Origin of the sequence: Crossiella cryophila (assembly GCF_014204915.1) — a bacterium.
In the GTDB taxonomy this organism is placed as follows: domain Bacteria; phylum Actinomycetota; class Actinomycetes; order Mycobacteriales; family Pseudonocardiaceae; genus Crossiella; species Crossiella cryophila.
Map to the genome: position 1 here is coordinate 8,110,473 of NZ_JACHMH010000001.1, position 23,190 is coordinate 8,133,662.

Consider the following 23,190-nt stretch of genomic DNA (forward strand, 5'->3'; position numbering starts at 1 on the left):
ATACCGTGTTCGCCCATGGCCGAGGATGGTTCTCCCAGGGCGAACGAGGAGCTGCGGGCGCGACTGGAACGGCTCGCGGGTGGGCTGCCGGAGGCGGTGGTCGAGGCTGAGCAGCACAGTGCGTTCCGGGTGCGGAAGAAGACGTTCGGATACTACCTGGACGATCACCACGGGGACGGGATCGTCGCGCTGTGCGTCAAGGCCGCGCCGGGACAGCAGCAGGCCCTGGTCGGGGCGCGGCCGGAGCGGTATCTGGTGCCCGCCTACCTCGGGGCCAAGGGCTGGGTGTCGTTGCGGCTGGACCTGGGTGCGCCGGACTGGGCCGAGGTCGAGGAACTGTTGCTGGACAGCTATCGCCTGGTCGCGCCCAAGACCCTCGCGGCCAGGGTCACTGGCGGCCCAGCAGGGCGATGAGCTGGATGACGCGGTAGGCGGTCGGGAAGTCCTCGGCCTCATAGGACAGGGTGCGTTCGCCGATCAACTCCATGCCGGGGACCAGCAGGGCGTTCTCGGCCATCGCGGGGCTCAGCACGTCCACCTCGACGTCGACCTCGCCGGCGAACCGCAGCGGGCGGACCCGGCCGCTGCGGCGCAACGCCTGGGGCACCGCGGCCCGGATCCGGGCACATGCCTCCTCCGGGTGCAGGTTCTCCGCCGCGCGCATGCCCAGGGCCCGTTTGACCACCACCGACCAGATGCCGCGGGCCACCCCGCTCGCCTCGGTGGCCACCGTCTCGTCCCCGGCGACCAGGATCGGCACCGCGCCGTGCGCTGCCGCCAGCGCGGCGTTGAGGCCGAGTTCGCCCAGGCTGCGGTCGTTGCAGCGGACGTCGGCGATCACCGCGCCGCTGATGGTGTGCGAGAGCACCGAATGGGCAAGGCCGGCCCGGCCGTGGTAGCCGACGAAGATCACCGCGTCCACGTCCTCGGCGATGCCGGCCATCATGCCGAAGGGCTTGGGTTTGCCGCGCAACAGCGTGGCCCGGCGGTCCAGCTGCTCGGGCAACAGGTTGCGGAACTGGGCGTGCGCGTCGGAGACCAGCACCTCCGCGTCCGGTTCGGCGTCGTAGACCCCGCGCACCGCGGCGTTGGCCTCGGCGGTCATCAGCGCCCGGTTGCGCTCGTACTCCCGTTCACCTGGCCGGACGTCCTCGCCGTCGACGATCCCGGCGATCCCCTCCATGTCCACCGACACGAGCACCCGCATACCACGCCCCTTAACCCACAAAGCAAGCTGGCGGCGACCCCGCAGGGTCACCGCCAGCTTTCCCCATCCGGGTTACTTCGTCACAACCAGGGCGTAGTCAGCATCGGTCTCCGGGGTTTCCGGGTGACCGTCCGCGTTGACCTGGTCCGCCTGGACCTCCACCTTCCAGGTGCCCTTGGCCGCCTTCTCCAAGATCACGTTCTCCACGGTGTCGATGCTGTTCGCAGCGCCACCGGGGGTGGAGAAGTTGCCGACGTTGAGGCCGTTGTTGCCCCAGTACACGGTGCCGTCGGGCGCGGTGACCTTCAGCGTCAGGTCGTTGACCCGCGACAGCGCCGCGGTCGGCGAACCGGCCGGGTCGGTGTAGGCCAGGGTCGCCTTGAACGGCTTGGTGCCGTCCGCCTCGACCGTGTAGGACTTGGACTGACCGGCCTTGAGCAGGTCGGTCTCGTTCACCAGCACCGGCAGCTTCCAGGCGTTGCCCTTGGCCTGGTTGTACAGGTTGCCCACGCTCGCGGTGCCCCAGCCCTGGTGGGTCCGGGTCAGGTCGTGGGTGGCGCCGGAGAAGGTGTACTGGTTCGCGGTGTTGACCAGCAGCGCCTTGACCGTGGCCGCGTGCGGCCGGGAGGCGAAGACGTCCCGCTTCTTGCCGGGCGCCCCGTCGAAGACCCCGTCCGCCCACATCTGGAACACCAGGCCGGCGTTGCCGCAGGTGATCGGGGTGGCGCCGCTGGTGCCGCCGAAGCTCGGCGTGTACGCGGTGTCGTTGGTCGAGGTCGTGGTGTCGATGCCGTCGTAGTAGTTGGAGATCTCCGGCTTGATCCGGCCGTCGGCCGCCGGGCCGATGCTCGCGCCGCGGTTCCACTGGTCATCGGTGCGGCTCAGCGTGTTCTTGTGGTACTGCGCGCCCACCGAGAGCACGTTCTTCGCCCACGCCTCCGGCCGCGACTGCTGCGAACCGGCGTTGCTCTGGGACTGGCAGATGAACAGGTCCAGATCGAAGACGATCTTGTCCATGGCCGCGGAGATCGTGGTGTAGGACGTGGTCAGCGCGTTGCCCCAGCTGTTGGTCTGGAACACCGCCTTGTACTTGCCGTTGGGGTCGACCAGCTCCTTGGAGTGGGCGTACCGGTCGGGCACGTTGTAGCCGGAGTGGATGCCCTGGCCCTCGGGCAGCAGCCCGCGGTGCTTGGGGCTGACGCCGGTGGCGAAGATCTGGCCGTAGGTGGAGGTGCCGTGGCTGGGGCTGGTGCCGGCGGCGCCGTGCTGGATCGGCGGCCTGGCCCGGAACTCCTGGTGGGTGGTGCGCAGGCCGGAGTCCATGACCTCGCCGACCACGCCCTGGCCCTTGTAGCCGCCGGCGGACTCGATGACGTTCGCGCCGCCGTCGATGCGCGCGTTGTCCATGTCGGTCTCCGGCCCGGAGGCCGCGTCCACCGCCAGGACCTGGTCCAGGTGCGCGGTGGCGCGCAGCTGGGCCGGGCTGAGGGTGACCTCCAGGTGCTGGGTGCTGGCCGAGGCCACGTGCACCTGGCCACCGGCCCTGGTGATCGCCTCGGCCGCCGCCTTCTGCTCGGCGGCGTTCGACTCGACCAGGGTCACCACGTAGCGGGCGGTCTTGGTCTCCTTGAGCGCGGCCGGGGCCAGCTTGTCGCCGGGCTGGTAGGCGCCGACCCAGCGGACGAAGCCGAGCTTGGCGACGCGTTCCTTGGTGGCCGGGCTCATCCGCACCACGTAGGCGTAGTCGGGGATGAAGGCGCCAAGGCGGGCGCCGAGCCGGGCCAGCTCACGGCGCTGGGCGTCCAGCGGCGCGGCCTTGAACTGCACCAGGTAGGCCCCGCCCTCGCGGACCCGCAGTTCCTCGGGGGTGGCGCCCTCGGCCTGTGCGGAGGTGGGGTCGAAGCTGCGGTTGGCCAGCCGGATCTGGCTGGCCTGGGGCAGCTCCCGGCTCCAGGTGCTGCCGCCGTCGAGGCTGATGGTGAACTTGTCCGCGCCGACCAGGCGGATCTGTTCGGCGTCCGCGCCCGTGCCGGCGCCGCTGGCGCTTGTCGCGCCGGCGCTGAACACGAGCGAACTGGCGGTGATGGCCACCAGGAAAACGCGACTCCTTCGCCGCATCGACTACCTCCAGCGCAATTACAGGGGTGGCCCGGACAGGCGTGATCCGGCCGTAATCCGGACAGTAACGACGGTTTACCAACCCATCACCCGACAGAAGTTGGTTTACGTCCATACCTTCGTCGTAGGCCGGTCTGATCAGCGAGGATGGCGCGAAAGCGCAGACAGGGAAAGTCGCCGCGACCCAGCGTACTCCAGTGAATACGGGCCGCGACGACTTATTTGGATAATTTACCTGTTTGACCTAATACGGCGAGAAGTGCGGCCGTTTGGTCACTGGTACTGCGATCCGGCCGCTGGTAGTGACTTGGTTTCCGAGCCCTGATGAATGGGCTTCATCGCCTCGAACCAGGTCCGCGCGGGGACCTTGCCGCCGTAGATGAAGCTGCCGGAGGAGCACAGGTAGGGCCGGTTGCCGTCGCAGATGGTGCGCGGGGTCGGGCTGTCGGAGAAGGTCAGCACCGCGCCGGAGAAGTTCGGGGTGGCACCGAGGAACCCGGCGGACTGGTGGTTCTGGGTGGTGCCGGTCTTGCCGATCATCGGCCGGGTCCAGCCCGCCTGACGGGCGGCGTTGACCGCGGTGCCCTCGGTGACGTCCTTGCTCAGCCCCTGGGCCAGCGCGCCGGCCAGGCCGGCGTCGATGGCCTGCTCGCAGGCGGCTTCCTTGAGTTCGACCGGCTTGCCGTTGCGGTCGGTCATCTTCTCGATCGGGGTCGGCGGGCACCAGGTGCCGCCGCTGGTGATGGTGGCCCCGACGTTGGCCAGTTCGAGCACGCTGACCACGGTCACGCCCAGGGTGAACGAGCCGACCTTGTTGTCCTTGACCCACTTGTCCTGCGCGACCCGCAGGGAGGTGTCCTTGGCCTCCGGGTTGATCTTGGAGCCGCCGCGGTTGACCGACTGCATGCTGTCCCGCAGCCCCATCCGCACCGACATGTCGACCACGTTGTTCAGCCCGGCCTGCTCCTCCAGGATGACGAACCCGGTGTTGGGCGAGTGCGCCAGCGCGCTCTGCAGGGTCATCGTGCTGTCGGCGCCATCGCTGGCGTTCTTCACCGTGTAGGCCTTGCCGCCGTTCTTGTAGATCGAGGAGGTGTAGGTGTTGGGTACGTTGACCGTGCGGTTGACGCCGGTCTTGCCCTCCTCCATGGCCGCGGCCGCGGTGAAGATCTTGAAGATCGACCCGGCGCCGAAGCGGCTGACGTCGGCCGGCAGGTTGAACGAGGTCTGGTTCTTGCCCTTGTCGTTGCCGTAGTCCCGGTTGGCGCCCAGCGCGCGCACCCGGTGCTTGTCCTTGCCCGGCTCGACCACGGCCATCGCGTTGGCGATGCCGTCGGTGGTCTTGCTGACCTCGCCCTCGGCCGCGGCCTTGACCGCGTCGTTGGCGCCCTGGTCCAGGGTGGTCTGGATGGTGTAGCCGCCGCGCTTGAGCTTGTCCTTGGAGAAGCCCAGCTTGGCCAGGTAGTCCACCACGTAGTCGCAGAAGTAGCCGTTGGTCTGGCCGTTCTCCGCGCTCACGCAGTCATTCGGCCGGCGCTTGGCGTTGGCGAAGTTGAGCGGCTCCTCCTGGAACTGGCGGTAGAGCTGCTGGGCCTGGGCGGCGTCCTTGGCCAGCGCGCCGGTGTCGGCCATCCGCTTGAGCACGTGGTCGCGCCGCTTCTTGGCCTCCTCCGGGTTCTCCGTGCCCAGCCGGGAGGGCTTGTTGACCAGACCGGCCAGGTAGGCGGCCTCCGGGACGCTGAGGTCCTTGGGCAGCTTGTCGAAGAAGTGCCGGGCGGCGGACTTGATGCCGTAGATCTGGCCGCCGAAGGGCACCACGTTGAGGTAGCGGGTGAGGATCTCGTCCTTGCTCAGCGTGCGCTCCAGCTGCAGCGCGATCCGCACCTCGCGCAGCTTGCGGGCAGCGGTGACCTCGCTGGCCTTCTCCCGCTCCACGTCGGTCTTGGCCACGACGTAGGCGAGGTAGTTCTTCACGTACTGCTGGGTGATCGAGGAGCCGCCCTCGACCCGCTGGCCGAGCACGCCCTTGACCACCGCGCGCAGGGTGCCCTTCCAGTCCACTCCGTTGTGTTCCTCGAAGCGGTGGTCCTCGATGGCGACCATGGCCGCCTTCATGTTCTGCGAGATGCCCGCGCTGTCGACCAGTTCCCGGTCCTGGTCGTAGAGGTAGGCGATCGGCTTGCCCTTGCTGTCGGTGATCGTGGTGAGCAGCGGCGGGTCGGCCTGGGCGAGTTCGGCGGAGAACTGGTCGACCGTCTCACTGGCCCGGTTCGACAGCAGCCCCGCCCCGCCTACGACGGGGAAGGCGATCGCGGCGACCACCAGACCGGCCACCACGCACAGCCCTATGAGTTTCAACATCCCCGTCGCTCGTGCGACCAACACGGTCCGCACTCCCCTCTCCACGCCACAGTCACCCGTTCAGTGCACTGTCTACCCGTAAGGGCGCATGAACCCGCACCGAGGTTGCATCCGATTCACCGTGATCTTGGACAGTTTGTCGGCACAAGCGGCCAGCCCAGGTTCAGCCATGTGAAAACATCGGGTCAACAGGCCGCCGAACAGCCCACATCAATGGTCTTGAGCCTACTTCCGGCCGTCTTGACCGGCAGACATCGGAGGATAGAGTGTGTCCGCCCCCACACCGCCCCGGACCGCCATTCGGAGGGAAAACGCTTTCCAACTGAGGTGCACCGTGTGGTGCGTTGAGGAGCTTCGATGGCATCGAGACGGCGGGGTTTCCGACGACTGACCGTGTTCGGCGCGGCGCTGGCGGTCACGCTGGCCAGTACCGGCGCGGCGGGCGCGGAGTCGCCTCCCAGCCTGCCCGTCCCCGACTCCCCCGGTCTCGAGGCCGAGGCGGCGCCGCCGAGCTGGCTGGCCGAGCCGAGCCCGTTCCGGCTGAGCTTCCGGCAGGGCCACCGGCCGCTGACCGCCCAGCTCGCCGACCCGACCGCGCGGATGGTTTACCAGCTGGCCGACGGCAGCACGCACCACCTCACCGACCTCCGCGGCCGCCAGGACACCCCGGGCGGGACGAGCTACGCGGTGGCCACCACCGAGCCCGGCCGCACCGCCACGGTGGCGGTCACCCGCACTCCGCGCGGGCTGCGGGTGGACTGGACGTTCAGTCCGGCGACCGGGGTGACCAGGGTGTCCGAGACGCTCACCGGGTCACCCGAGGAGCACTTCCTGGGCGGTGGCGCGCACACCATGTTCACCGACCTGCGCGGCAAGGTGCTGCTGAACAAGGCGGTCTTCGTCGGAGCGAGCAACTTCGGCAAGTGCAACAAGAACGGCGCGCCGACCCCGTTCTTCCTCAGCTCGCACGGCTACGCGGTCTACCCGGACACCGCCGCGATAGGCCGGATCGCCTTCCCCGGCGCGCAGGCGGACACCCACTGCGAGGACAAGCCCGCGCCCTGCCCGGTCGCCTACGGGCAGAACGACCGGATCCAGTTGTGCTTCAAGGACGACCACCTCTCCTACGAGGTCTACGGCGGCTCGCCCGAGCGGGTCACCCGCTCCTACTTCCAGCGCGTCGGGCTGCCCACGCTGCCGCCGCCGCGGCAGTTCGCGCTGATGAAGTGGCGGGACAAGTACAACACCCAGGCCGAGGTGATCGAGGACGCCGTCCAGTTCCAGGCGCACGACCTGCCCCTGGACACGGTGTGGATCGACAACCCGTGGGAGCAGGGGCCGGAGGGCGCGCGGCCGACCTATGCCTGCATCGGCGCGCTGAGCTTCGACAAGCAGGTCTTCCCGGACGCCCAGGGCATGATCGACGACCTGAAGCGGCGCGGGGTGAACCTGGGTGTGTGGGTGGCCCCGTTCCTGGCCAAGCAGTCCGACGGCAAGCCGTGCCCGCACGACTACCCGCCGAACTCCTTCGTGCAGTCCGATCGCACCAACGTGCTCGACCTGGATCTGACCAACCCGGCCACCCGCGCGCACTACGAGGCCAAGCTGGAGCAGGTCTTCCGGATGGGCGTGAACATGGTCAAGGGCGACCGCGGCGAGGAGCACAACTTCGAGGAGTCCACCTTCGCCGGCGGGCCGGGTCGGCTGCTGCACAACAAGTATCCGTTGCTCTACGCCGAATCCGTGGCCCGCGCGCTGCGGAAGGCGCACGGGGACAACTACACGATGCTGTTCCGCGCAGGCTATGACGGCATGCCGACCATCCTGCGCGGGGCCTGGATGGCCGATGCGGACATGAGTTTCGACGGACTGCGGCTGACCTTGCGGCGCGGGGTGAACAACGGCATGACCGGGCATCCGGTGTGGGGTTCGGACACCGGCGGCTACCGGCGGATCGCGCCCGACTCGCCCTCGCCGACCCTGTTCACCCGGTGGGCGCAGCTCTCCGCGGTCTCGCCGGTGTTCCAGGTCGGCGGGCCGGGCCGCAACGGCACCCCGTGGGTCTACGACGCGGACACGCTGCGCCGGTTCCGGGACGCGGCGAAGCTGCACTACGAGCTGTTCCCCTACCTGTTCGAGCAGGCCCGCCTCGCCGCGGCCACCGGCGTGCCGATCACCCGGCCGATGCCCTTCGACCACCCGCGCGAGGAGGCGGCCTGGACGGCTGACCAGCAGTTCATGGTCGGGCCGGACCTGCTGGCCGCGCCGGTGACCGAGGACCGCGCCGAGGCCGACGGGGCGGCCGGGAAGTCCACGCCGGTGCGGGTGTGGCTGCCCAAGGGCGACTGGATCGACCTGCACAGCGGGCAGACGATCGCCGGTGACCGGACCATCACGCGGGAGTCCACTGTGGACGAGTTCCCACTGTATCTGCGGGCGGGCGCGGCGATCGGGTTCAACCAGCGCGGGCCGCAGGTGTGGGCCAAACCGTGGGGCACCAACGATCTGGACCGCAAGGACCGGGCGGGCTGGCTGGTCTCCGCCGACGGCGGGGCGCGCGCGGAGAACCCCTACGGCGGCAAGCTGACCAGTCACCGGGTGGGCAAGCACCTGGTGATCACCTTGCGCGACGCGCCGGCCGAGACCCAGTTGACCCTGCCGGGGGTCAGCGGCCTGCGTGCCGCCTACCTCGACGGCCGTCCCGCCGGTAAGTCCACTGTGGACGAACTGCGTGGGCGGGCCAGTGGCTGGACCACGACCACCGGCGCGTTCGGCGGCACCGTGGTGAAACTCCGCCCGCACAACGGGATCAGCCAGGTCGTGCTGACCCTGCCCTGAGGAAAGGCCATCCCATGCACACCCGAGCAGTCCGCGCCGCCAGGCGACTGGTCACCGCCTTCGCCGTCGTCGGCGCCCTACTGGCCGGCGGCGTGAGCGCCGCGACGCCCGCACCAGCCTCCACTGTGGACTGGTCGCGGGCCGTCGTGGACGCCACCCTGACCCGCTTCCCCACGCCCGCCTCCTTCGGGGAGTGGAGCCACACCCGCGGGTTGTTCCTCTACGGCGTGTACCAGGTGTACCGCCGCACCGGGGAGAAACGGTACCTGGACTACGTTCGCGGCTGGGCCGACCTGACCGTGGACGCCGAGGGCAGGCTCAACACCTCGCTGACGCAACAGAATCCGATGCTGCCGGGCAGCCTGCTGATCGCCCTGCACGCCGAGACCGGGGATGTCCGCTACCGCAAGGCAGCCGAGGTCATCCGGGCCCGGATCGCCGAGTACCCCAGGACGTCGGACGGCGGCATGTGGTACTCCAGCCTCACCCCCGGCGAGCTGTGGGCGGACAGCGTCTACATGGCGCAGCCCTTCCTGGCCCGCTACGGAAAAGCCTACGGCGACGGGAAATACGCCTACGACGAAGCCGCCCGCAACCTCCTGGTCACGTTCAAGCACCTGGTGGCGCCCAACGGATTGCTCTTCCACGCCTACGACGAGAACGGCGATGCCAGCTGGGGCCCGGACCCGGTCACGCACACCTCCTCGGTGCACTGGGTGCGCACCATCGGCTGGCACTCGATGGCCCTGGTCGACGTGCTGGAAGTGTTGCCGCGCAACCATCCTGACCGGCCGCGGCTGATCGCCAACCTGCACACCCTGGCCCGCGCCTTCGCCCGGTTCCAGGAACCACGCACCGGCCGCTGGTTCCAGGTGGTCGACCGCGGCGACGACCCGGACAACTGGACCGAGACCTCCGGTTCGGCCATGTACACCTACACCCTGGGCAAGGCCGTCCGGCTCGGCCTGCTGCCGCACTACTACGACACCGTCGCGCGCAAAGGACATCGCGGGGTGCTGGCCAAGGTGGTCAAGGGCGCCGACGGCCTGGCCAACGTGCTCGACACCTCCGAGGGCACCCACCCCAGCGACTACCAGACCTACCTGTCCCGCCGCCGGATGACCAACGACCTGCACGGACTCGCCGCGTTCGTGGTGATGAACGAAGTGTTGACCCAACGGATGTAGGAGGATCGGTGAACAGAGGCAGGACCCTCCGCTCGCGCTTGTTCCGGGTGGCCACCGCCGTGGCCACCGCGGGCGCGCTCGCGCTGTCGCTGACCGCGCCGGTGGCCAGTGCGGCCCCGCCGGCCACCGACTGGTCCAAGGCGGTGATCGACTCGACCATCGCGCGCAACCCGGATCCGCAGACCATCGGCGGCTGGGGCTACACCCGCGGGTTGTTCCTCTACGGCGTGTACAAGGTCTACCAGCGGTTGAAGGACCCGAAGTACCTGGCCTACATCAAGAAGTGGGCCGACTACCACGTCGACGCCAACGGGCACGTCAACCACAGCTTCAACAACCTGGACGCGATGCAGCCCGGCAACGTGCTGATCTTCCTGCACAAGGAGACCGGCGACCCCAGGTACAAGGCCGCCGCCGACCAGATCCGTACCCGGATCACCACCTACCCGCGCACCCCCGACGGCGGGATGTGGCACGCCACCAGCAAGACCAACGAGCTGTGGGCGGACGGGGTGTTCATGGCCCAGCCGTTCCTGATGCGCTACGGCCAGGCCTACGGCGACGAGCAGTACGCCACCGAGGAGGTCCTCCGGAACCTGGAGACCTACTTCAACCGGCTCAAGGCCGACAACGGGTTGATGTGGCACGCCTACGACGGCGACCGGGACGCCCCGTGGGACCCCAAACCCAAGTCGGACACCGGAACCACGAGCTTCTTCTGGGCCCGCGCCTTCGGCTGGTCCGCGATCACCTACATCGAGATCCTGGACATGCTGCCCAAGAACCACCCGAAGCGGCAGCAGCTCATCGGCTACGTGCAACACCTGGCCAAGGGACTGGCCCGCTACCAGGACCGGCAGACCGGGCGCTGGTTCCAGGTGGTCGACCGCGGTGACGACCCGGACAACTGGACCGAGACCTCGGCCTCGTCCATGTACACCACGATGCTCGACGCGGCCGTGCAGCGCGGCTACATCTCGCGGTCCTACCAGCGGGTGGCCGATCGCGGGTACCGCGGCGTGCTGGCCAAGGTGCGCAACGGCGCCGACGGCCTGACCAACATCTACGACATCTCCGAGGGCACCAACGTCGGCGACCTCAACTACTACTACGCCCGCAAACGCAACACCAACGACCTACACGGCCTAGGCGCCTTCCTCCTCATGCAAGAACAACTCCACCCCTAACAACCCCGCCCCACCCCAAAACGGCCAACACCCCGTCCCAAAACAGCCAACACACCGTCCACAACGGCCAACACAGCGTCCATAACGGCCAACACGCCGGGGGGTTGCCCTCCCCCGGCGTGTTGGCCGTTCTCGTACGGTGTGTTGGCCGTTCTTGTACCGCGTGTTGGCCGATCTCGTACGGTGTGTTGGCCGTTGTGGGACGGCGGGTTGGCCGTGTTGGGTCAGCTGGTGGCGCGGGCCGCTTCGATCAGGCGGACCACGCCGGGGACCCACGGCGCGTAGTTCTGCGGGTTGGCGGCGTGGTCGGCCACCAGCTCGCTGTACTGGACCCACTTGAGCTGCTCGATCTCGCCCGGCTCCGGCTTGGCCGTGAGGTGGGCGTCCGCGCCGATCTTGCCGATCAGCACGTGGTCGAACTCGTGCTCGGCCGCCCCGTGCCCGTCCAGCGCCTGGTAGGTGAAGGCGCCGACCTCGCGCAGCTCCTCGATCTTGAGGTGCAGTTCCTCGTCGACCCGCTTGATCGCCGAGAGCGCGATGTCCTCACCGGCCAGCGGGTGCGAGCAGCAGGTGTTGGCCCACAGCTCCGGGAACCGGTTCTTGACCTTCGCCCGCTGCTGCAGCAGCACCCGGTCGTCCTCATCGAAAAGCATCACCGAGAACGCGCGGTGCAACCGGCCGGGCGGCGTGTGCGCCTCTTCGACCGAGGTCTCCCCGATCGTGTTCCCGTCCGGATCGACGAGTTCGACGATCCTGCGCACGACAGCCATCCTGACCCCTTTGTATCCCGTGTGGCCTGGTCGGGAGCCACCGTAATGAGGCAAGCCCGCCGGGGTCCATGCACCGGCAGAGTGGACCCACACCGCACCACGGTACTTCTTCCAGTGCGGGTCCACTCCGGACTGACTCAGCCGTTGTCGATCTCCGCCCGGACCGTGCGGGCGGCCTCGACCATCACCCGCAGCGCGGGCTCGACCTCGGCGTAGCCGCGGGTCTTGAGCCCGCAGTCCGGGTTCACCCAGACCCGTTCGGCCGGCAGCCAGCGCAGTGCGCGGCGGAGCTGGGCGGCCTGTTCGGCGACCTCGGGGACCACCGGCGAGTGCACGTCGAACACGCCGGGGCCGACGCCGCTGGTGAGTGCGCCGACGGCCTCGGCGGCCCCGCCGGAGCGGGCCGACTCGATGCTGATCACGTCCACGTCCAGCTCGCGGACCGCCTCGACCACGGTGGCCAGTTCGGCGTAGCAGACGTGCGTGTGCACCTGGGTCGCCGCCTTCGCACCCGCGGTGGCCAGCCGGAACGAGCGCACCGACCACTTCAGGTAGTCGGCGCGGTGCTCGGCCCGCAGCGGCACGCCCTCCAGCAGACCTGGCTCGTCCACCTGGATCACCCGCAGGCCGGCCGCCTCCAGGTCGGCGACCTCGTCCCGCAGGGCCAGTGCGACCTGGTTCGCGGTGTCCGCGCGCGGCTGGTCGATCCGCACGAAAGCCCACTGCAGCAGGGTGACCGGGCCGGTGAGCATGCCCTTGACCGGGCGAGTGGTGCGGGACTGGGCGTAGGCGGAGTACTCCACCGTCATCGGCTCGGGCCGGGTGACGTCGCCGTGCACGATCGGCGGGCGGGCGCAGCGGGTGCCGTAGGACTGCACCCAGCCGAGTTTGGTGACGGCGAACCCGGCCAGCTTCTCGGCGAAGTACTCGACCATGTCGGTACGCTCGGGCTCACCGTGCACGAGCACGTCCAGATCGAGTTCCTCCTGCAGCGCCACCACCTTGTCCACCTCGGCGCGCAGCACCGCGTGGTAGTCGGCCGCGCTCAACTCGCCCGTGCGGTGCCCGGCGCGGGCCCTGCGCAGTTCACCGGTCTGCGGGAACGAGCCGATCGTGGTGGTGGGCAACCGCGGCAGCCCGAGTTCCTTCTGCTGCAACACGAACCGCTCCTCAGCGGGCGCGGGCCGCAGTTCGTCCTGTTCGGACAGTCCGGCGATCCTGGCCCGCAGCACGGTGTCCTGGCGCACCGGGGTGCGGTGCACCAGGTCGCTGGCGGCGAGCTGTTCGGCGATCGCCGGGGTGCCCTCGCGCAGACCGCGCGCGATGGCCACCACCTCGGCCACCTTCTGCTTGGCAAAGGCCAGCCGCCGCACCAGCTCCGCGGGCAGTTCGTCCTCCACCGCCAGGTCGACCGGCACGTGCAGCAGCGGGCTGCCCGCGGTCACCACCACCTCGGCGGCCATCCCGGCCAGCACGGTCGCGGTGGCCAGGGCCCGGCGCAGGTCGGTGCGCCACACGTTGCGCCCGTCGACCAGCCCCGCGGCCAGCCGCTTGCCGCGCAGCCCGACCTCGCCGACCGCGGCGGGCAGGTCCTCGCCGGCCGCGCCGGAGAAGTCCAGTCCCACGGTGTGCACCGGCAGTCCGGCCAGGGTGCCCAGCGCGGCGGGCGCGGGGAAGCCGTAGTAGGTCTGCACCCACAGCTCAGGCCGCGCGGGCGACTCGGCCAGGTAGGCATAAGCCCTGGTGAACGCGTCGAGCTGGGCCTGGCTGAGGTCGGTGACCAGCGAGGGCTCGTCGAGCTGGACGGTCCCGGCCCCGGCCGCCTTGAGCTGTCCGAGCAGCTCGCGGTAGGCCGCCAGCACGTCGTCGAGGCGGTCCAGCGGGTCGAACCCGGCGGGCGCGTCCGCCGCCGCGGCCGACAGCAGCAGGAAGGTCACCGGCCCGAGGAGCACCGGACGCCCGGGAATGCCCAGTTCCACGGCCTCCCGGTACTGCCGCACCGGCTGGTCGCCGCGCAGCGCGATGGGCGTGTCCGGCCCGATCTCGGGCACCAGGTAGTGGTAGTTGGTGCCGAACCACTTGGTCATCTCCAGCGCCGGCGCCTCGGGCCGCCCACGCGCCATCGCGAAGTAGGTGTCCAGGGGGTCCTCGCCTGCCCGCACGTGCCGCGGCGGCACGGCGCCGAGCAGCACGGCGGTGTCCAGCACGTGGTCGTAGCGCGACTGGGTGCCGGTGGGCACCTCGTCCAGCCCGGCCTGATGGAGTTCGGTGAGCGTGTCCAGCCGCAGCCTGGTGGTGGTCTCGTCCAGGTCGGTGGCGCTGACCCGACCGGCCCAGAAGCCCTCGATGACCCGTTTCAACTCGCGGTTCGGCCCGATCCGCGGGTAGTCCAGGGTGGTGGCCGACACGGTCGCTCGATCAGTGGTCATGTTGAGACGTCCTTCTTCCCTCGAGAACGACACCCCGGTCCGGGGGCGGAGGAAGAAAGAACGCACGCGCGGCTACCAGACCGTGCGCGACGGTCAAGCGCCCCACGGCCATCCCTCGTAGCCGAACCGGGAACGCGCCCACCCAGGTGGCGGACGCGGCCGATGGCAGGTCTTCGGACTCGCGGGCAGGCCTGGGCTCAGGCTCCTACTGGCCGTCGCTTCCCAGACACGGCGTGCGTCCAGTGCGATGACGGCGGTCGTTCCCGCTAACCGCTGCGGGGCAGTCCCGGATTCCCACCGGGTTCCCTCTTGCGACGCCACAAACCCCATCTCGGGACCCATGGCGAACCACCAGCGCTTTCGACCCTACCCGCCGTAACTCTTCGGCGGCAGCCCGCGACACTGTTCGCATGGGGCAGGACACCGTGACCGCGATCACCTTCCAACAGGTCCAGAAGCTGGTGAAACAGGGCCGCGTCCAGGACAGCAAACTGGTTGACGCGGTGGACAAACTCGCCGGGGTGATCCTCCTGGTCTCCGGCGTCACCATCGCCAAGGAGGCCCTGTCACTACTGGGCGCGAAGAACGAAATCACCAAACTCGGCCAGGCCGCGGCCAAGAAACTCCTCAACCGCGGGGCCGGCGATTTCCTGGACCGCTCCCGCCGCATGGCCGCAGCCCACTGCTTGTTGACCTACACCGCCTTCTTCACGGCGCTGGAGCGGCACGCGCCGGACCTGATGGCCCAGATCGCGCTGACTGACGCGGAGAAGCTCCAACTGCTCCCCGACCGGGTGCTGATCGACCACCCGATCAAACTTCCCCATCCGGCGCACAGCGAGCACTCGAACCGGCATGCCCTCTGCCTCGACCTGGCCAACCGAATCACGCAATTCGCCACAGGCCTCAACCACCATCTCCGTGACCGCGAACTGACCGAATCCATCCAGGCCGCAGTCAACGCAACCGAGGAGATATACCAGGCTCAGTACGTCGAACTGTTGCGCGACAGCCCCGATCTCACCGCCTGGGTAAGCCGCCAGGACCAGCACCGCATCGACCGCGGCCTGCAAGACCTCGCGACCCGGATCACCGAACTACACCCCGGCGCACAGAGCGACGCCACCGCTACTGATCTGTCCACTGTGTACGGTCTCCGCCTTGCCGATCCTGTCTTCGGCGACCGCACCCAAGCTGATGGCCTGGTCTTCCCGACCAAACAGGACGCCTTCATCCCCCAGGCGTTCAAGGTGATCCGCAACCGGACCGGCGACGCCAACCTCGAACACGAACCCCGCTGGATCAACCTACCAATTCACGAGGACCTCGGCGAGTTCCTGCTGGCGTTCCTGCATTCCCCCTACAGCACCCAATCCCCGCTGCTCATTCTCGGCCACCCTGGCTCAGGCAAATCGCTGCTGACCGAGGTCCTTGCCGCCCGCCTGGCCGCTCCCGCGTTCACCGTGGTCCGGGTCGAACTCCGTGACATCAACCCGGAAACCGACTTCCAGGACCAACTCGAAACCCAGGTAAAGCGAGACACCGGCCGTACCGTCAACTGGTCGGAATTCGCCAGGTCTCGTGCCGACAGCCCACCCCTGATCATCCTGGATGGCTACGACGAACTGTTGCAGGCCAACGGCAAAGTCTTCGCCGACTACCTGATGCACGCTGCCAGATTCCAGTCCCGCGAGGCCATGCTCGGCCGCCCAGTCCGAATCCTGATCACCAGCCGCATCACCCTGATCGACAAGGCCACCCTCCCCGCCGACACCACAGTCGTCCGCCTCCTGGAATTCGACCGTCCCCGCCAGGAACTCTGGGCCGAAACCTGGAACACGCACAACGCTCGCCCCTTCAGTGTCCCAGCATCCGATTCCTTGCTGGAACTGGCCGAGCAACCCCTCCTCCTGCTCATGCTCGCCATCTACGACGCCACGGTGAAACCCTTGGTGGACGCGGAAAACCTGAAGCGCACCGACCTGTATCACAGCCTGCTCACCGAGTTCATCCGCCGCGAACGCCGCAAGGACCCGGCCGACCCTGCTCCCGATGTCACCGCCGAACTGAATCGCCTCGGCGTGGCAGCGATCGGTATGTTCAACCGCCAGGCCGTGCACATCCTGAGCACCGAACTGGACGCCGATCTTGCCTACTTCACCAACTCCCGAACCCCAGACGGCCCAGGCCACCGACTGACCCAGGCCGAGCTGCTGGTGGGCAGCTTCTTCTTCATCCACGAATCCCGCGGCAGAGTCAACGACGCCAAGGCATACGAGTTCCTGCACAACACCTTCGGCGAGTTTCTGGCAGCGGACTTCCTGCTCCGCCAAGTAATCCGCGAAACCACCACGGTCGCCAAACTCTCCGGCGACGAAGCCCTCCGCGGTGCCCTGGACACCCACCTGGCAACCCTGTCACCGAAGTGGTTCGCCTGCCTGAAGCACGTTCCACTACACACTCGCCCGCAGTTGGTCTTCCTGTTTCGTGAGTGGGCACGCAACCGCGTGGACACCGACGCGCTGGACCTCATCCTGCACCACCAACTCCGCGCGATTGTCTACAGCCCGGACTTGCCCGCCTTCACCGCCCGCCACGATGGTGATCCCTATCCTCGCAACGCAGTACTATCCCAGCAAGCCACGTACAGCCTGAACCTGGTGGTCCTCTGCGCCGCGCTCGCTGGCGATAACCACTACGTCCTGCACGAGAAGAAGATCGGCCCACCCGACCTCTACCGCGGCACCTGGGACCGCCTGGCCCATCTGTGGCGCGCCTGGCTTTCCCTGGAAGTACTGAACACACTCAGGACGGTGCTGATCGCCGAACGGATCGACTCGACGATCAGGCTGACCGTGCAGCCGGTCGGCCGGCACCAGACCTTCGAGCAGGGGCTGAGTGTGGTGTTCAGGAGTGCACAGGCGCTGGCCGATCACCTGACCATCGGACTGGTCTGCAAGGCAACGCCGGAGTCAACCATCATCAATCACGCCGAGGTGAATCTCGCCAAGGCGGGAATCGCCCTGCCACAGGAATTCGCTGTGCTGCGAGGCCGCCGTGATTCGACCGAACTGCACAACCCCTATTGGTTCCCGGATCGCATCGAGTTTCCCTGGGAATACATCTACGCGGCCTTCGACATCCTGCAACGCACTCCGGGGCTGTTCACCGCCCCACGCCACGAGATCCACCCCGAGCAGCTCATCGACCTTTCCCGTGCCGAGGCAGCAACGATCATCGACTTCCTGGTCCGGTTCGACCCGAGCTGGTTGGCCTTCATCACCGACTCCGCCACTGGGCTCGACCCACTCCTGCTTGAAGCCAGCCCGATGGTCGCACCCCTGCTGACCGCCTACGCCCACCACGGCGACCATGACCTGACTTTCCTGGCCGAGCAGGTGGCGGCCGGATTCGACAATGTCGGCGACCTGGACGCCGAAACCTCCGTGGCCTTCGCGGCCTTCGCCGACGCAGGCGGACAACCAGACCTCCGCCGATCCGCCCTGACCGCACTGGTGGACCACCGCGCCTCGGACGAACCACTGCTGGCCCTCCCCCAAGCCTCACTCGACGAACTGGTCCGCCTGCTCGCCACCGGCGGCCACGCCGACCTCCGCCCCGCGATCACCGACCGGTTCGCCCGCGAAACCGACTACCTCGAAGAACTGACCAACGCCAACCCGCCCGAGATCCTGCTCCGACTCACTCAAGTCGCCCGCATCGCCGACCCCCGCCACGAGTTCACCGCGACCCTGTTCCAGGAGATCAGCGCGCGGGTGCACGCGCGCCAACCCTGGCCCGTCAGCCGACTCCTGCTCCGCGCAATCCGGGAACAGAACCAGCACGAGGACATCCTGCGACAGCTCTGCTCGCGGGCCACCCCGATCCTGCGCAGCGTCGGACTCACTCCCCTGCACCGCTACCGGGACAAACTGACCGCCCAGGACATCGACGACCTGCTCTGGGCCACCACGATCATCAGCGGCGAGCCCGCGCACGAAGAACTGCTCACCGAACTCCGGGAGCATGGCCTTCGGTAACCAATCGAGCACGTTCCGCGACACCCCTGCCATGGGGCAGGACAGTGCTACCGCGATCACCTTCGCCCAGGTCCAGAAGCTGGTGAAACGGGGTGGGGACAGCAAGCTCGTCGAGGCGGTCGATCGGTTGGCCGGGGTGGGGTTGCTGGTGTTCGGGGTGGCGGTGGATCCGGGTGCGTTGTCGTTGCTGGGGGCGAAGAACGAGGTCGGGAAGCTGGGGCAGGCCGCGGCGCGCAAGTTGCTCGGCCGGGGTGACGGGGGTTTCCTGGAGCGGGCCCGGCGGATGGCCGCGGCGAACTACCTGATCACCTTCACCGCCTTCTTCGACGCCCTGGACGCCCAGCTCCCCGGTTTCCTCGCCGAGGTCGCGCTCACCGACACCGAGAAGGTGTTGCTGGTCAACACGGCGGTGCCGGAGCGGTTCGCGTTGCCGTTGCCGCATCCGGCCGATCCGGCGCCGTCCCGGGACGAGCGGTCGACCTTCCACAACCTGCTTGGCGGGCAGTTCCGGTTGTTCGCGCAGGTCCTGGCGGTGGACTCGCGGGTGCCCGGGGCGCGGGAGCGGGAGCTGACGACGGGGATCCAGCGGGCCACGGCGGCGGCTGAGGAGGTTTACCAGGCGCAGTTGGCGCACCTGATGGCAGCGAGCCCGGAGTTCTGCGTGTGGACGGTGCGGCGGGATCAGGCGCGTACCGAGTTGATCGACCTGGGGTTGCGGGCGCTGGCGGCGACCGTCGAGGGGATGACGCCGGTGGCGCGCGGGCATCGGGTGGCGGCGGCGTTGTCCGCGGAGTACGCCGACAAGCTCGGCGCGCCGGTCTTCGGTGACGGCGCGCGGGACGGGCTGACCTATCCGGCGAAGGCGGATTCCTTTGTGCCGCAGGCATTCAAGGTGTTGTGTGGCGGGAACGGGTCTCGGCTGGAGCACGAGCCGTCCTGGTCGAGTGCGCCGGCGCGGCAGGACCTCGGCGAGTTCCTGTTGCGTTACCTGGCCGCCCCGCACTCCACCGAGCGGCCGCTGTTGGTGCTGGGGCACCCGGGTTCCGGCAAGTCGCTGCTGACCGAGGTGCTCGCGGCCCGGCTGGCCGCGCCCGCGTTCACCGTGGTCCGGGTGGAACTGCGCGATATCGACCCGGAGCGCGATCTGCAGGACCAGTTGGAGATCCAGCTCAAACGGGACACCGGGCTGACCCAGCCGTGGGCGGAGTTCGCCGAGTCCAGAGTGGACAGTCCGCCGCTGGTGATCCTGGACGGTTACGACGAACTGTTGCAGGCCAATGGGAAGGTCTTCGCCGACTACCTTTCCCGGGTCCACCGGTTCCAGCAGCGCGAGGCGCGGCACGGCCGTCCGGTGCGAGTGCTGGTGACGAGCAGGATCACCCTGATCGACAAGGCCGCGGTGCCACCGGAGGTCACCGTGTTGCGACTGCTGGAGTTCGACGCGCCGCGCCGGGCGGCCTGGACCCGGGTCTGGAACGAGCACAACGCCCGCCCGTTCGCGCTGCCCGACTCCCCCGCGCTGCTCGAACTGGCCGAACAACCACTGCTGCTGCTCATGCTCGCCATCTACGACGCCACCGTGCAACCCCTGGCCGACGCGACAGGGCTGGACCGAACCCAGCTGTACCACAGCATCATCACCGAGTTCGTCCGCCGCGAACGCGCCAAGGACCCGGCCGACCGGTGTGCCGAGGATCTGTCCACAATGGTCGATGAGGACCTGCGGTGCCTTGGCGTGGTGGCGATCGGCATGGCCAATCGGCACGCGGTACACATCGCGGCGGGCGATCTGGACGCGGATCTGGCCTATTTCAAGCGATCCAGGACTATTCTCGGTGGCCCGGGTCGCCGACTGTCCCCGGCGGAGTTGCTGGTGGGCAGCTTCTTCTTCATCCATGAGTCGCGTGGCCAGGTCGACGACGCCAAGGCGTATGAGTTCCTGCACAACACCTTCGGCGAGTTCCTGGCCGCGGACTTCCTGCTGGACCAGGTGATCAGGGAAACCGTCACGGTGCGGTCGCTGGGCGGCGACCTCAACCGGGTACGGCTGTCCGCCGACTGGTTCACCTGCCTCAGCCACGCACCCCTGCACACCCGCCCGATGTTGTTGCAGCTATTGAGAGAATGGGCCCGGCACCGGATCACGCCGGCCGAGATCGAGGCCCTCGACGCGATCTTGCACCACCAGCTGAACGGAGTCCTGTTCAGTCCCGATCCGTTCCTGCCCACTCCTGACGGCTCCCCGCTGCCCCGCAAACCCCTGATGGAACACCTCGCGCTGTACAGCCTCAACCTGGTGCTGCTGCGCGCGGTGCTCTCCGACGGCGAATACACCTTGCGCGAGAACGAGATCGGCCCACCCGACTCCTTCTATCGCGCATGGGACCGGCTGACCAGCCTGTGGCGTTCGTGGTTCTCCTGGGAGACGCTGAGCGCGATCGCCGGGATCCAGATCGCCACCAGGGAGGGTGAGACGATCACGTTGCGGTTGCGGGAGGAGTTCCGCACGCCGCCGAGTCTGGACCGGCTGCACACGGTGTTCAACGCCGCCAGCGCGCTGGCCGACCACGTGACCGTTGGGCTGGCTGGGATTCCGATCGTGGAGGCCGATCCGGAACGCCGCCTGCTGGACTACACCGAGGACAGTCTGCAGAAGGAGGGCATCGACCTCAGCGAGCGGTTCATAGTGATGCGCGCCCGCCGCGACCCGGCCCTGTTGAACTCGCTCAACTGGTACAGCACCGAGATCCAACGGCCGCCCGAGCACATCTACGCCGCTTTGCCCCTGCTGCGCGAGACTCGGGACGCCCGCCTCAGCTACGACGTGCGCTTCCTGAGCGAGTGCGTCTTCTCGGTCAGCCGACCTGAGGCTGCGGCCATCATCGACCACTGCACCTGGGCGGATCCGTCCACAATGGACTGGCTGATCGAGCACCGCGGCGCCGAATCCATGGCGAAGTCGATACTGGCCGACGAACCTCACGCCGCACCGTTGCTCACCGCCTACGCCGCGCGTTTCGCCGATGGGCAAGTCGAACTGCTGCGCCATCTCGCCAACCTGGCCCCACAGCGCCCCCGGATCCTGGCCGCGGACACCGCTGTGGCGTTGGCCCGGTTCGCCGATGTGGGCGAGTCGCCGGAGCTGCGCCGCTGGGCGCTGACGGACCTTCCCGACTCGCTGTACTCCCTGCCCTTGGCCGCGATCAACGAACTCGCTCGCCTGCTGGTCGACGGCGATCACCGCTCGCTGGCCGACATCCGGGGCGCGATCGCGGACCGGGTCGCCACCACGGACGGGACGCCCACCCCGGTGGCCACCACCAACCCGGACCTGCTGCCCCGGTTGACCCAGTTCGCCCGGATAGCCGGGCCGGAGCACGGTGGCACCGAACGGCTGCTCCGATCGGTGGCCACCTTGTTAGGTGGTCGCCGCCACGACTGGCGGCTCTGCCTGCTGATACTCCGGGCGGTGCGCGAGAACACCAGGGTCACCAACGCCCGTCAGGTGCTGGCCGCACTACTGCCCGATCGCGGCGACCTGTTCGCCCAACTCGGCCTGGCCCCCTTCCCCCGATACCGGGATGAGCTGACCCTGCGCGAGATCCGCGACCTGGCCTGGGTCGCCACCGCCCGTGACGACCAGGAAGCACAGGCGGAACTGGTGAAATCGCTTCGGCGACACGGCATGCGGTGACAGGCTGAGCGGTATGAGGAATGCCGTCAACGCTCCCGGGGCCGTGGCTGTCGGGCCGTACTCGCACGCCGTGGACGCCGATCCGTTCGTCCACCTCTCCGGCCAGACCCCGGTCGGCCTGGACGGGAAGCTCGTCCAGGGTTCGGTCGGCGATCAGACGCGGCAGTGTTTCGCCAACCTGTTCGCCGTGCTGGAGGCTGCCGGGCTGACCCCGGATCACGTGGTGAAGTGCACCGTGTTCCTGACCGACATGGCCGATTTCGCCGAGATGAACGCGGTCTACGCCGAGCAGTTCGCCCAGCCGTTCCCGGCCCGCACCACCATCGGTGTGGCCGGATTGCCGTTGGGGGCCAACGTGGAAATCGAACTCATCGCTCGTCGGCCCGGTACATCCTGATCATCGTGGCGGCGGCGTTCGCGATGGACTCGCGTAGTTCCGGCGGGTCCAGGACCTCCAGTTCGGGGCCGTAGCGCAGGAAATCGGACTGGGCGATCTCGTGGGTCTCGATCGGGACCACGACCTCGCGCCAGCCGTCGGGGCCCGGTTCGGTGGCGCGGATCTTCGCCGCCACCACCGGGCCCGAGGTGAAGATGCCGCCCATTGCCTTGGGAGACACCCGGATCCTGGCCTCACCTTTGTACACAGTGGACTGGAACTCGGCGGACCAGCGCTGCCAGTACGCGGCCAGGTCGAAGTCGGGCGGCCTGGGGAAAGCGTTGTCCTGGATCTCCACGGCGCTGATCCGGTTGGCGCGGTAGGTGCGGGTGCGGTCGGCCTCGGCGACCAGGTACCAGGTGCCCGCCTTGAGGACCAGGCCGAGTGGGTGCACCACGGATTCGCGGTCGGGCTGGCGGTAGCGGCGGTAGGTGATCCGGATCGGGCGGGCCTCCCAGACCGCGGTGGCCAGTGCGGGCAGCTGGGGCGGGCGGTCGGCGTCGGCGAACCAGCCGGGGGCGTCCAGGTGGAAGCGATCGCGGACGTGGTGGGCGCCCTCGCGCAGGCTGGGTGGCAGCGCGGCGTCGAGTTTGAGCCGGGCGGCGGCCAGCACGGTGCCCAGGCCCAGTTCGGCGGCCTGGTCCGGCAGGCCCGCCAGGGCGAGCGCGCCGGCTTCGGTGCTGGTCAGGCCGGTGAGGCGGGTGCGGTAGCCGTCCAGGAGCTGGTAGCCGCCGGTGGGGCCGCGGTCGGCGTAGACCGGCACACCGGCGCTGCTCAGCGAGTCGACGTCGCGGTAGACGGTGCGGACGGAGACGTCGAGTTCCTCGGCGAGTTCCTGCGCGGTGAGGCGGCCCCTGGTCTGGAGCAGCAGGAGCAGCGAGAGCAATCGGGCGGCGCGCACCGCACCAGTGTGCACGGAATTC

General features: G+C 68.7%; 13 protein-coding genes and 1 riboswitch. Of the genes, 7 read left to right on the forward strand and 6 right to left on the reverse strand.

Annotated elements, in window-relative coordinates; translation table 11 throughout:
• Window positions 1-15 precede the first annotated feature (15 nt).
• Window positions 16-414 (forward strand): MmcQ/YjbR family DNA-binding protein, encoded by a 399-nt coding sequence (locus tag HNR67_RS34785; protein WP_185006859.1) that lies wholly within the window; start codon window positions 16-18, stop codon window positions 412-414.
• On the opposite strand, the gene HNR67_RS34790 is transcribed toward HNR67_RS34785, so the two are convergent.
• The 3 genes from HNR67_RS34790 to HNR67_RS34800 all read right to left on the reverse strand — a co-directional run bounded on the left by HNR67_RS34790 (window position 389) and on the right by HNR67_RS34800 (window position 5,686).
• On the reverse strand, window positions 389-1,207 hold the full coding sequence (locus HNR67_RS34790; RefSeq protein ID WP_185006861.1) for a M55 family metallopeptidase: 819 nt from the start codon (window positions 1,205-1,207) through the stop codon (window positions 389-391). The genes HNR67_RS34785 and HNR67_RS34790 overlap by 26 nt on opposite strands.
• 72 nt (window positions 1,208-1,279) lie before the next feature.
• On the reverse strand, window positions 1,280-3,325 hold the full coding sequence (locus tag HNR67_RS34795; protein WP_221490154.1) for a S8 family serine peptidase: 2,046 nt from the start codon (window positions 3,323-3,325) through the stop codon (window positions 1,280-1,282).
• A 273-nt stretch (window positions 3,326-3,598) separates the two neighbouring features.
• Window positions 3,599-5,686, reverse strand: a complete 2,088-nt coding sequence (locus tag HNR67_RS34800) for a transglycosylase domain-containing protein (protein WP_185006862.1) — start codon at window positions 5,684-5,686, stop codon at window positions 3,599-3,601.
• 357 nt (window positions 5,687-6,043) lie between these two features.
• Here HNR67_RS34800 and HNR67_RS34805 point away from each other — a divergent pair, with 357 nt between their 5' ends.
• The 3 genes from HNR67_RS34805 to HNR67_RS34815 are packed head-to-tail and all read left to right on the forward strand — an operon-like array spanning window position 6,044 to window position 10,898.
• The gene (locus tag HNR67_RS34805) at window positions 6,044-8,524 is read left to right on the forward strand and encodes a glycoside hydrolase family 31 protein (RefSeq protein ID WP_185006864.1); all 2,481 of its coding nucleotides are present in this window, start codon (window positions 6,044-6,046) and stop codon (window positions 8,522-8,524) included.
• A 14-nt stretch (window positions 8,525-8,538) separates the two neighbouring features.
• Window positions 8,539-9,711 (forward strand): glycoside hydrolase family 88/105 protein, encoded by a 1,173-nt coding sequence (locus HNR67_RS34810; protein WP_185006867.1) that lies wholly within the window; start codon window positions 8,539-8,541, stop codon window positions 9,709-9,711.
• Between the two features lie 8 nt (window positions 9,712-9,719).
• Entirely contained in the window at window positions 9,720-10,898 is a 1,179-nt protein-coding gene (locus tag HNR67_RS34815; protein WP_312988733.1) for a glycoside hydrolase family 88/105 protein, read from the forward strand.
• Window positions 10,899-11,122: 224 nt separating this feature from the next.
• Here the strand turns inward: HNR67_RS34815 and idi are convergent, their stop codons facing one another.
• Together idi and metE are read right to left on the reverse strand one after the other, a co-directional pair.
• On the reverse strand, window positions 11,123-11,659 hold the full coding sequence (gene idi / locus HNR67_RS34820) for an isopentenyl-diphosphate Delta-isomerase (RefSeq protein ID WP_247763991.1): 537 nt from the start codon (window positions 11,657-11,659) through the stop codon (window positions 11,123-11,125).
• A gap of 146 nt (window positions 11,660-11,805) precedes the next feature.
• The gene (metE, locus tag HNR67_RS34825; protein WP_185006870.1) at window positions 11,806-14,097 is read right to left on the reverse strand and encodes a 5-methyltetrahydropteroyltriglutamate--homocysteine S-methyltransferase; all 2,292 of its coding nucleotides are present in this window, start codon (window positions 14,095-14,097) and stop codon (window positions 11,806-11,808) included.
• Between the two features lie 147 nt (window positions 14,098-14,244).
• Window positions 14,245-14,465, reverse strand: a riboswitch (cobalamin riboswitch).
• Window positions 14,466-14,507: 42 nt separating this feature from the next.
• Between metE and HNR67_RS34830 the strand changes: the two genes are divergently transcribed.
• From HNR67_RS34830 to HNR67_RS34840, 3 genes are read left to right on the forward strand one after another with little or no spacing between them, the layout of a single operon-like run.
• Window positions 14,508-18,137, forward strand: a complete 3,630-nt coding sequence (locus HNR67_RS34830; protein WP_407645155.1) for an NACHT domain-containing protein — start codon at window positions 14,508-14,510, stop codon at window positions 18,135-18,137.
• 31 nt (window positions 18,138-18,168) lie between these two features.
• Window positions 18,169-21,831: an NACHT domain-containing protein gene (locus HNR67_RS34835; protein ID WP_185006874.1), complete on the forward strand. Its 3,663-nt coding sequence runs from the start codon at window positions 18,169-18,171 to the stop codon at window positions 21,829-21,831.
• A gap of 13 nt (window positions 21,832-21,844) precedes the next feature.
• Entirely contained in the window at window positions 21,845-22,228 is a 384-nt protein-coding gene (locus HNR67_RS34840) for a RidA family protein (RefSeq protein WP_185006876.1), read from the forward strand.
• Here the strand turns inward: HNR67_RS34840 and HNR67_RS34845 are convergent.
• The gene (locus HNR67_RS34845) at window positions 22,200-23,168 is read right to left on the reverse strand and encodes a helix-turn-helix transcriptional regulator (protein WP_185006877.1); all 969 of its coding nucleotides are present in this window, start codon (window positions 23,166-23,168) and stop codon (window positions 22,200-22,202) included. The genes HNR67_RS34840 and HNR67_RS34845 overlap by 29 nt on opposite strands.
• Window positions 23,169-23,190: the final 22 nt, after the last annotated feature.

Excerpts from the sequence above, each read along its gene's own strand:
- HNR67_RS34830 (WP_407645155.1), top strand. The coding sequence starts at position 14,508 with ATGGGGCAGGACACCGTGACCGCGATCACCTTCCAACAGGTCCAGAAG.
- HNR67_RS34795 (WP_221490154.1), bottom strand. The coding sequence starts at position 3,325 with ATGCGGCGAAGGAGTCGCGTTTTCCTGGTGGCCATCACCGCCAGTTCG.
- HNR67_RS34800 (WP_185006862.1), bottom strand. The coding sequence starts at position 5,686 with ATGTTGAAACTCATAGGGCTGTGCGTGGTGGCCGGTCTGGTGGTCGCC.
- metE (WP_185006870.1), bottom strand. The coding sequence starts at position 14,097 with ATGACCACTGATCGAGCGACCGTGTCGGCCACCACCCTGGACTACCCG.
- HNR67_RS34810 (WP_185006867.1), top strand. The coding sequence starts at position 8,539 with ATGCACACCCGAGCAGTCCGCGCCGCCAGGCGACTGGTCACCGCCTTC.
- HNR67_RS34805 (WP_185006864.1), top strand. The coding sequence starts at position 6,044 with ATGGCATCGAGACGGCGGGGTTTCCGACGACTGACCGTGTTCGGCGCG.
- HNR67_RS34840 (WP_185006876.1), top strand. The coding sequence starts at position 21,845 with ATGAGGAATGCCGTCAACGCTCCCGGGGCCGTGGCTGTCGGGCCGTAC.
- HNR67_RS34835 (WP_185006874.1), top strand. The coding sequence starts at position 18,169 with ATGGGGCAGGACAGTGCTACCGCGATCACCTTCGCCCAGGTCCAGAAG.
- HNR67_RS34790 (WP_185006861.1), bottom strand. The coding sequence starts at position 1,207 with ATGCGGGTGCTCGTGTCGGTGGACATGGAGGGGATCGCCGGGATCGTC.
- HNR67_RS34785 (WP_185006859.1), top strand. The coding sequence starts at position 16 with ATGGCCGAGGATGGTTCTCCCAGGGCGAACGAGGAGCTGCGGGCGCGA.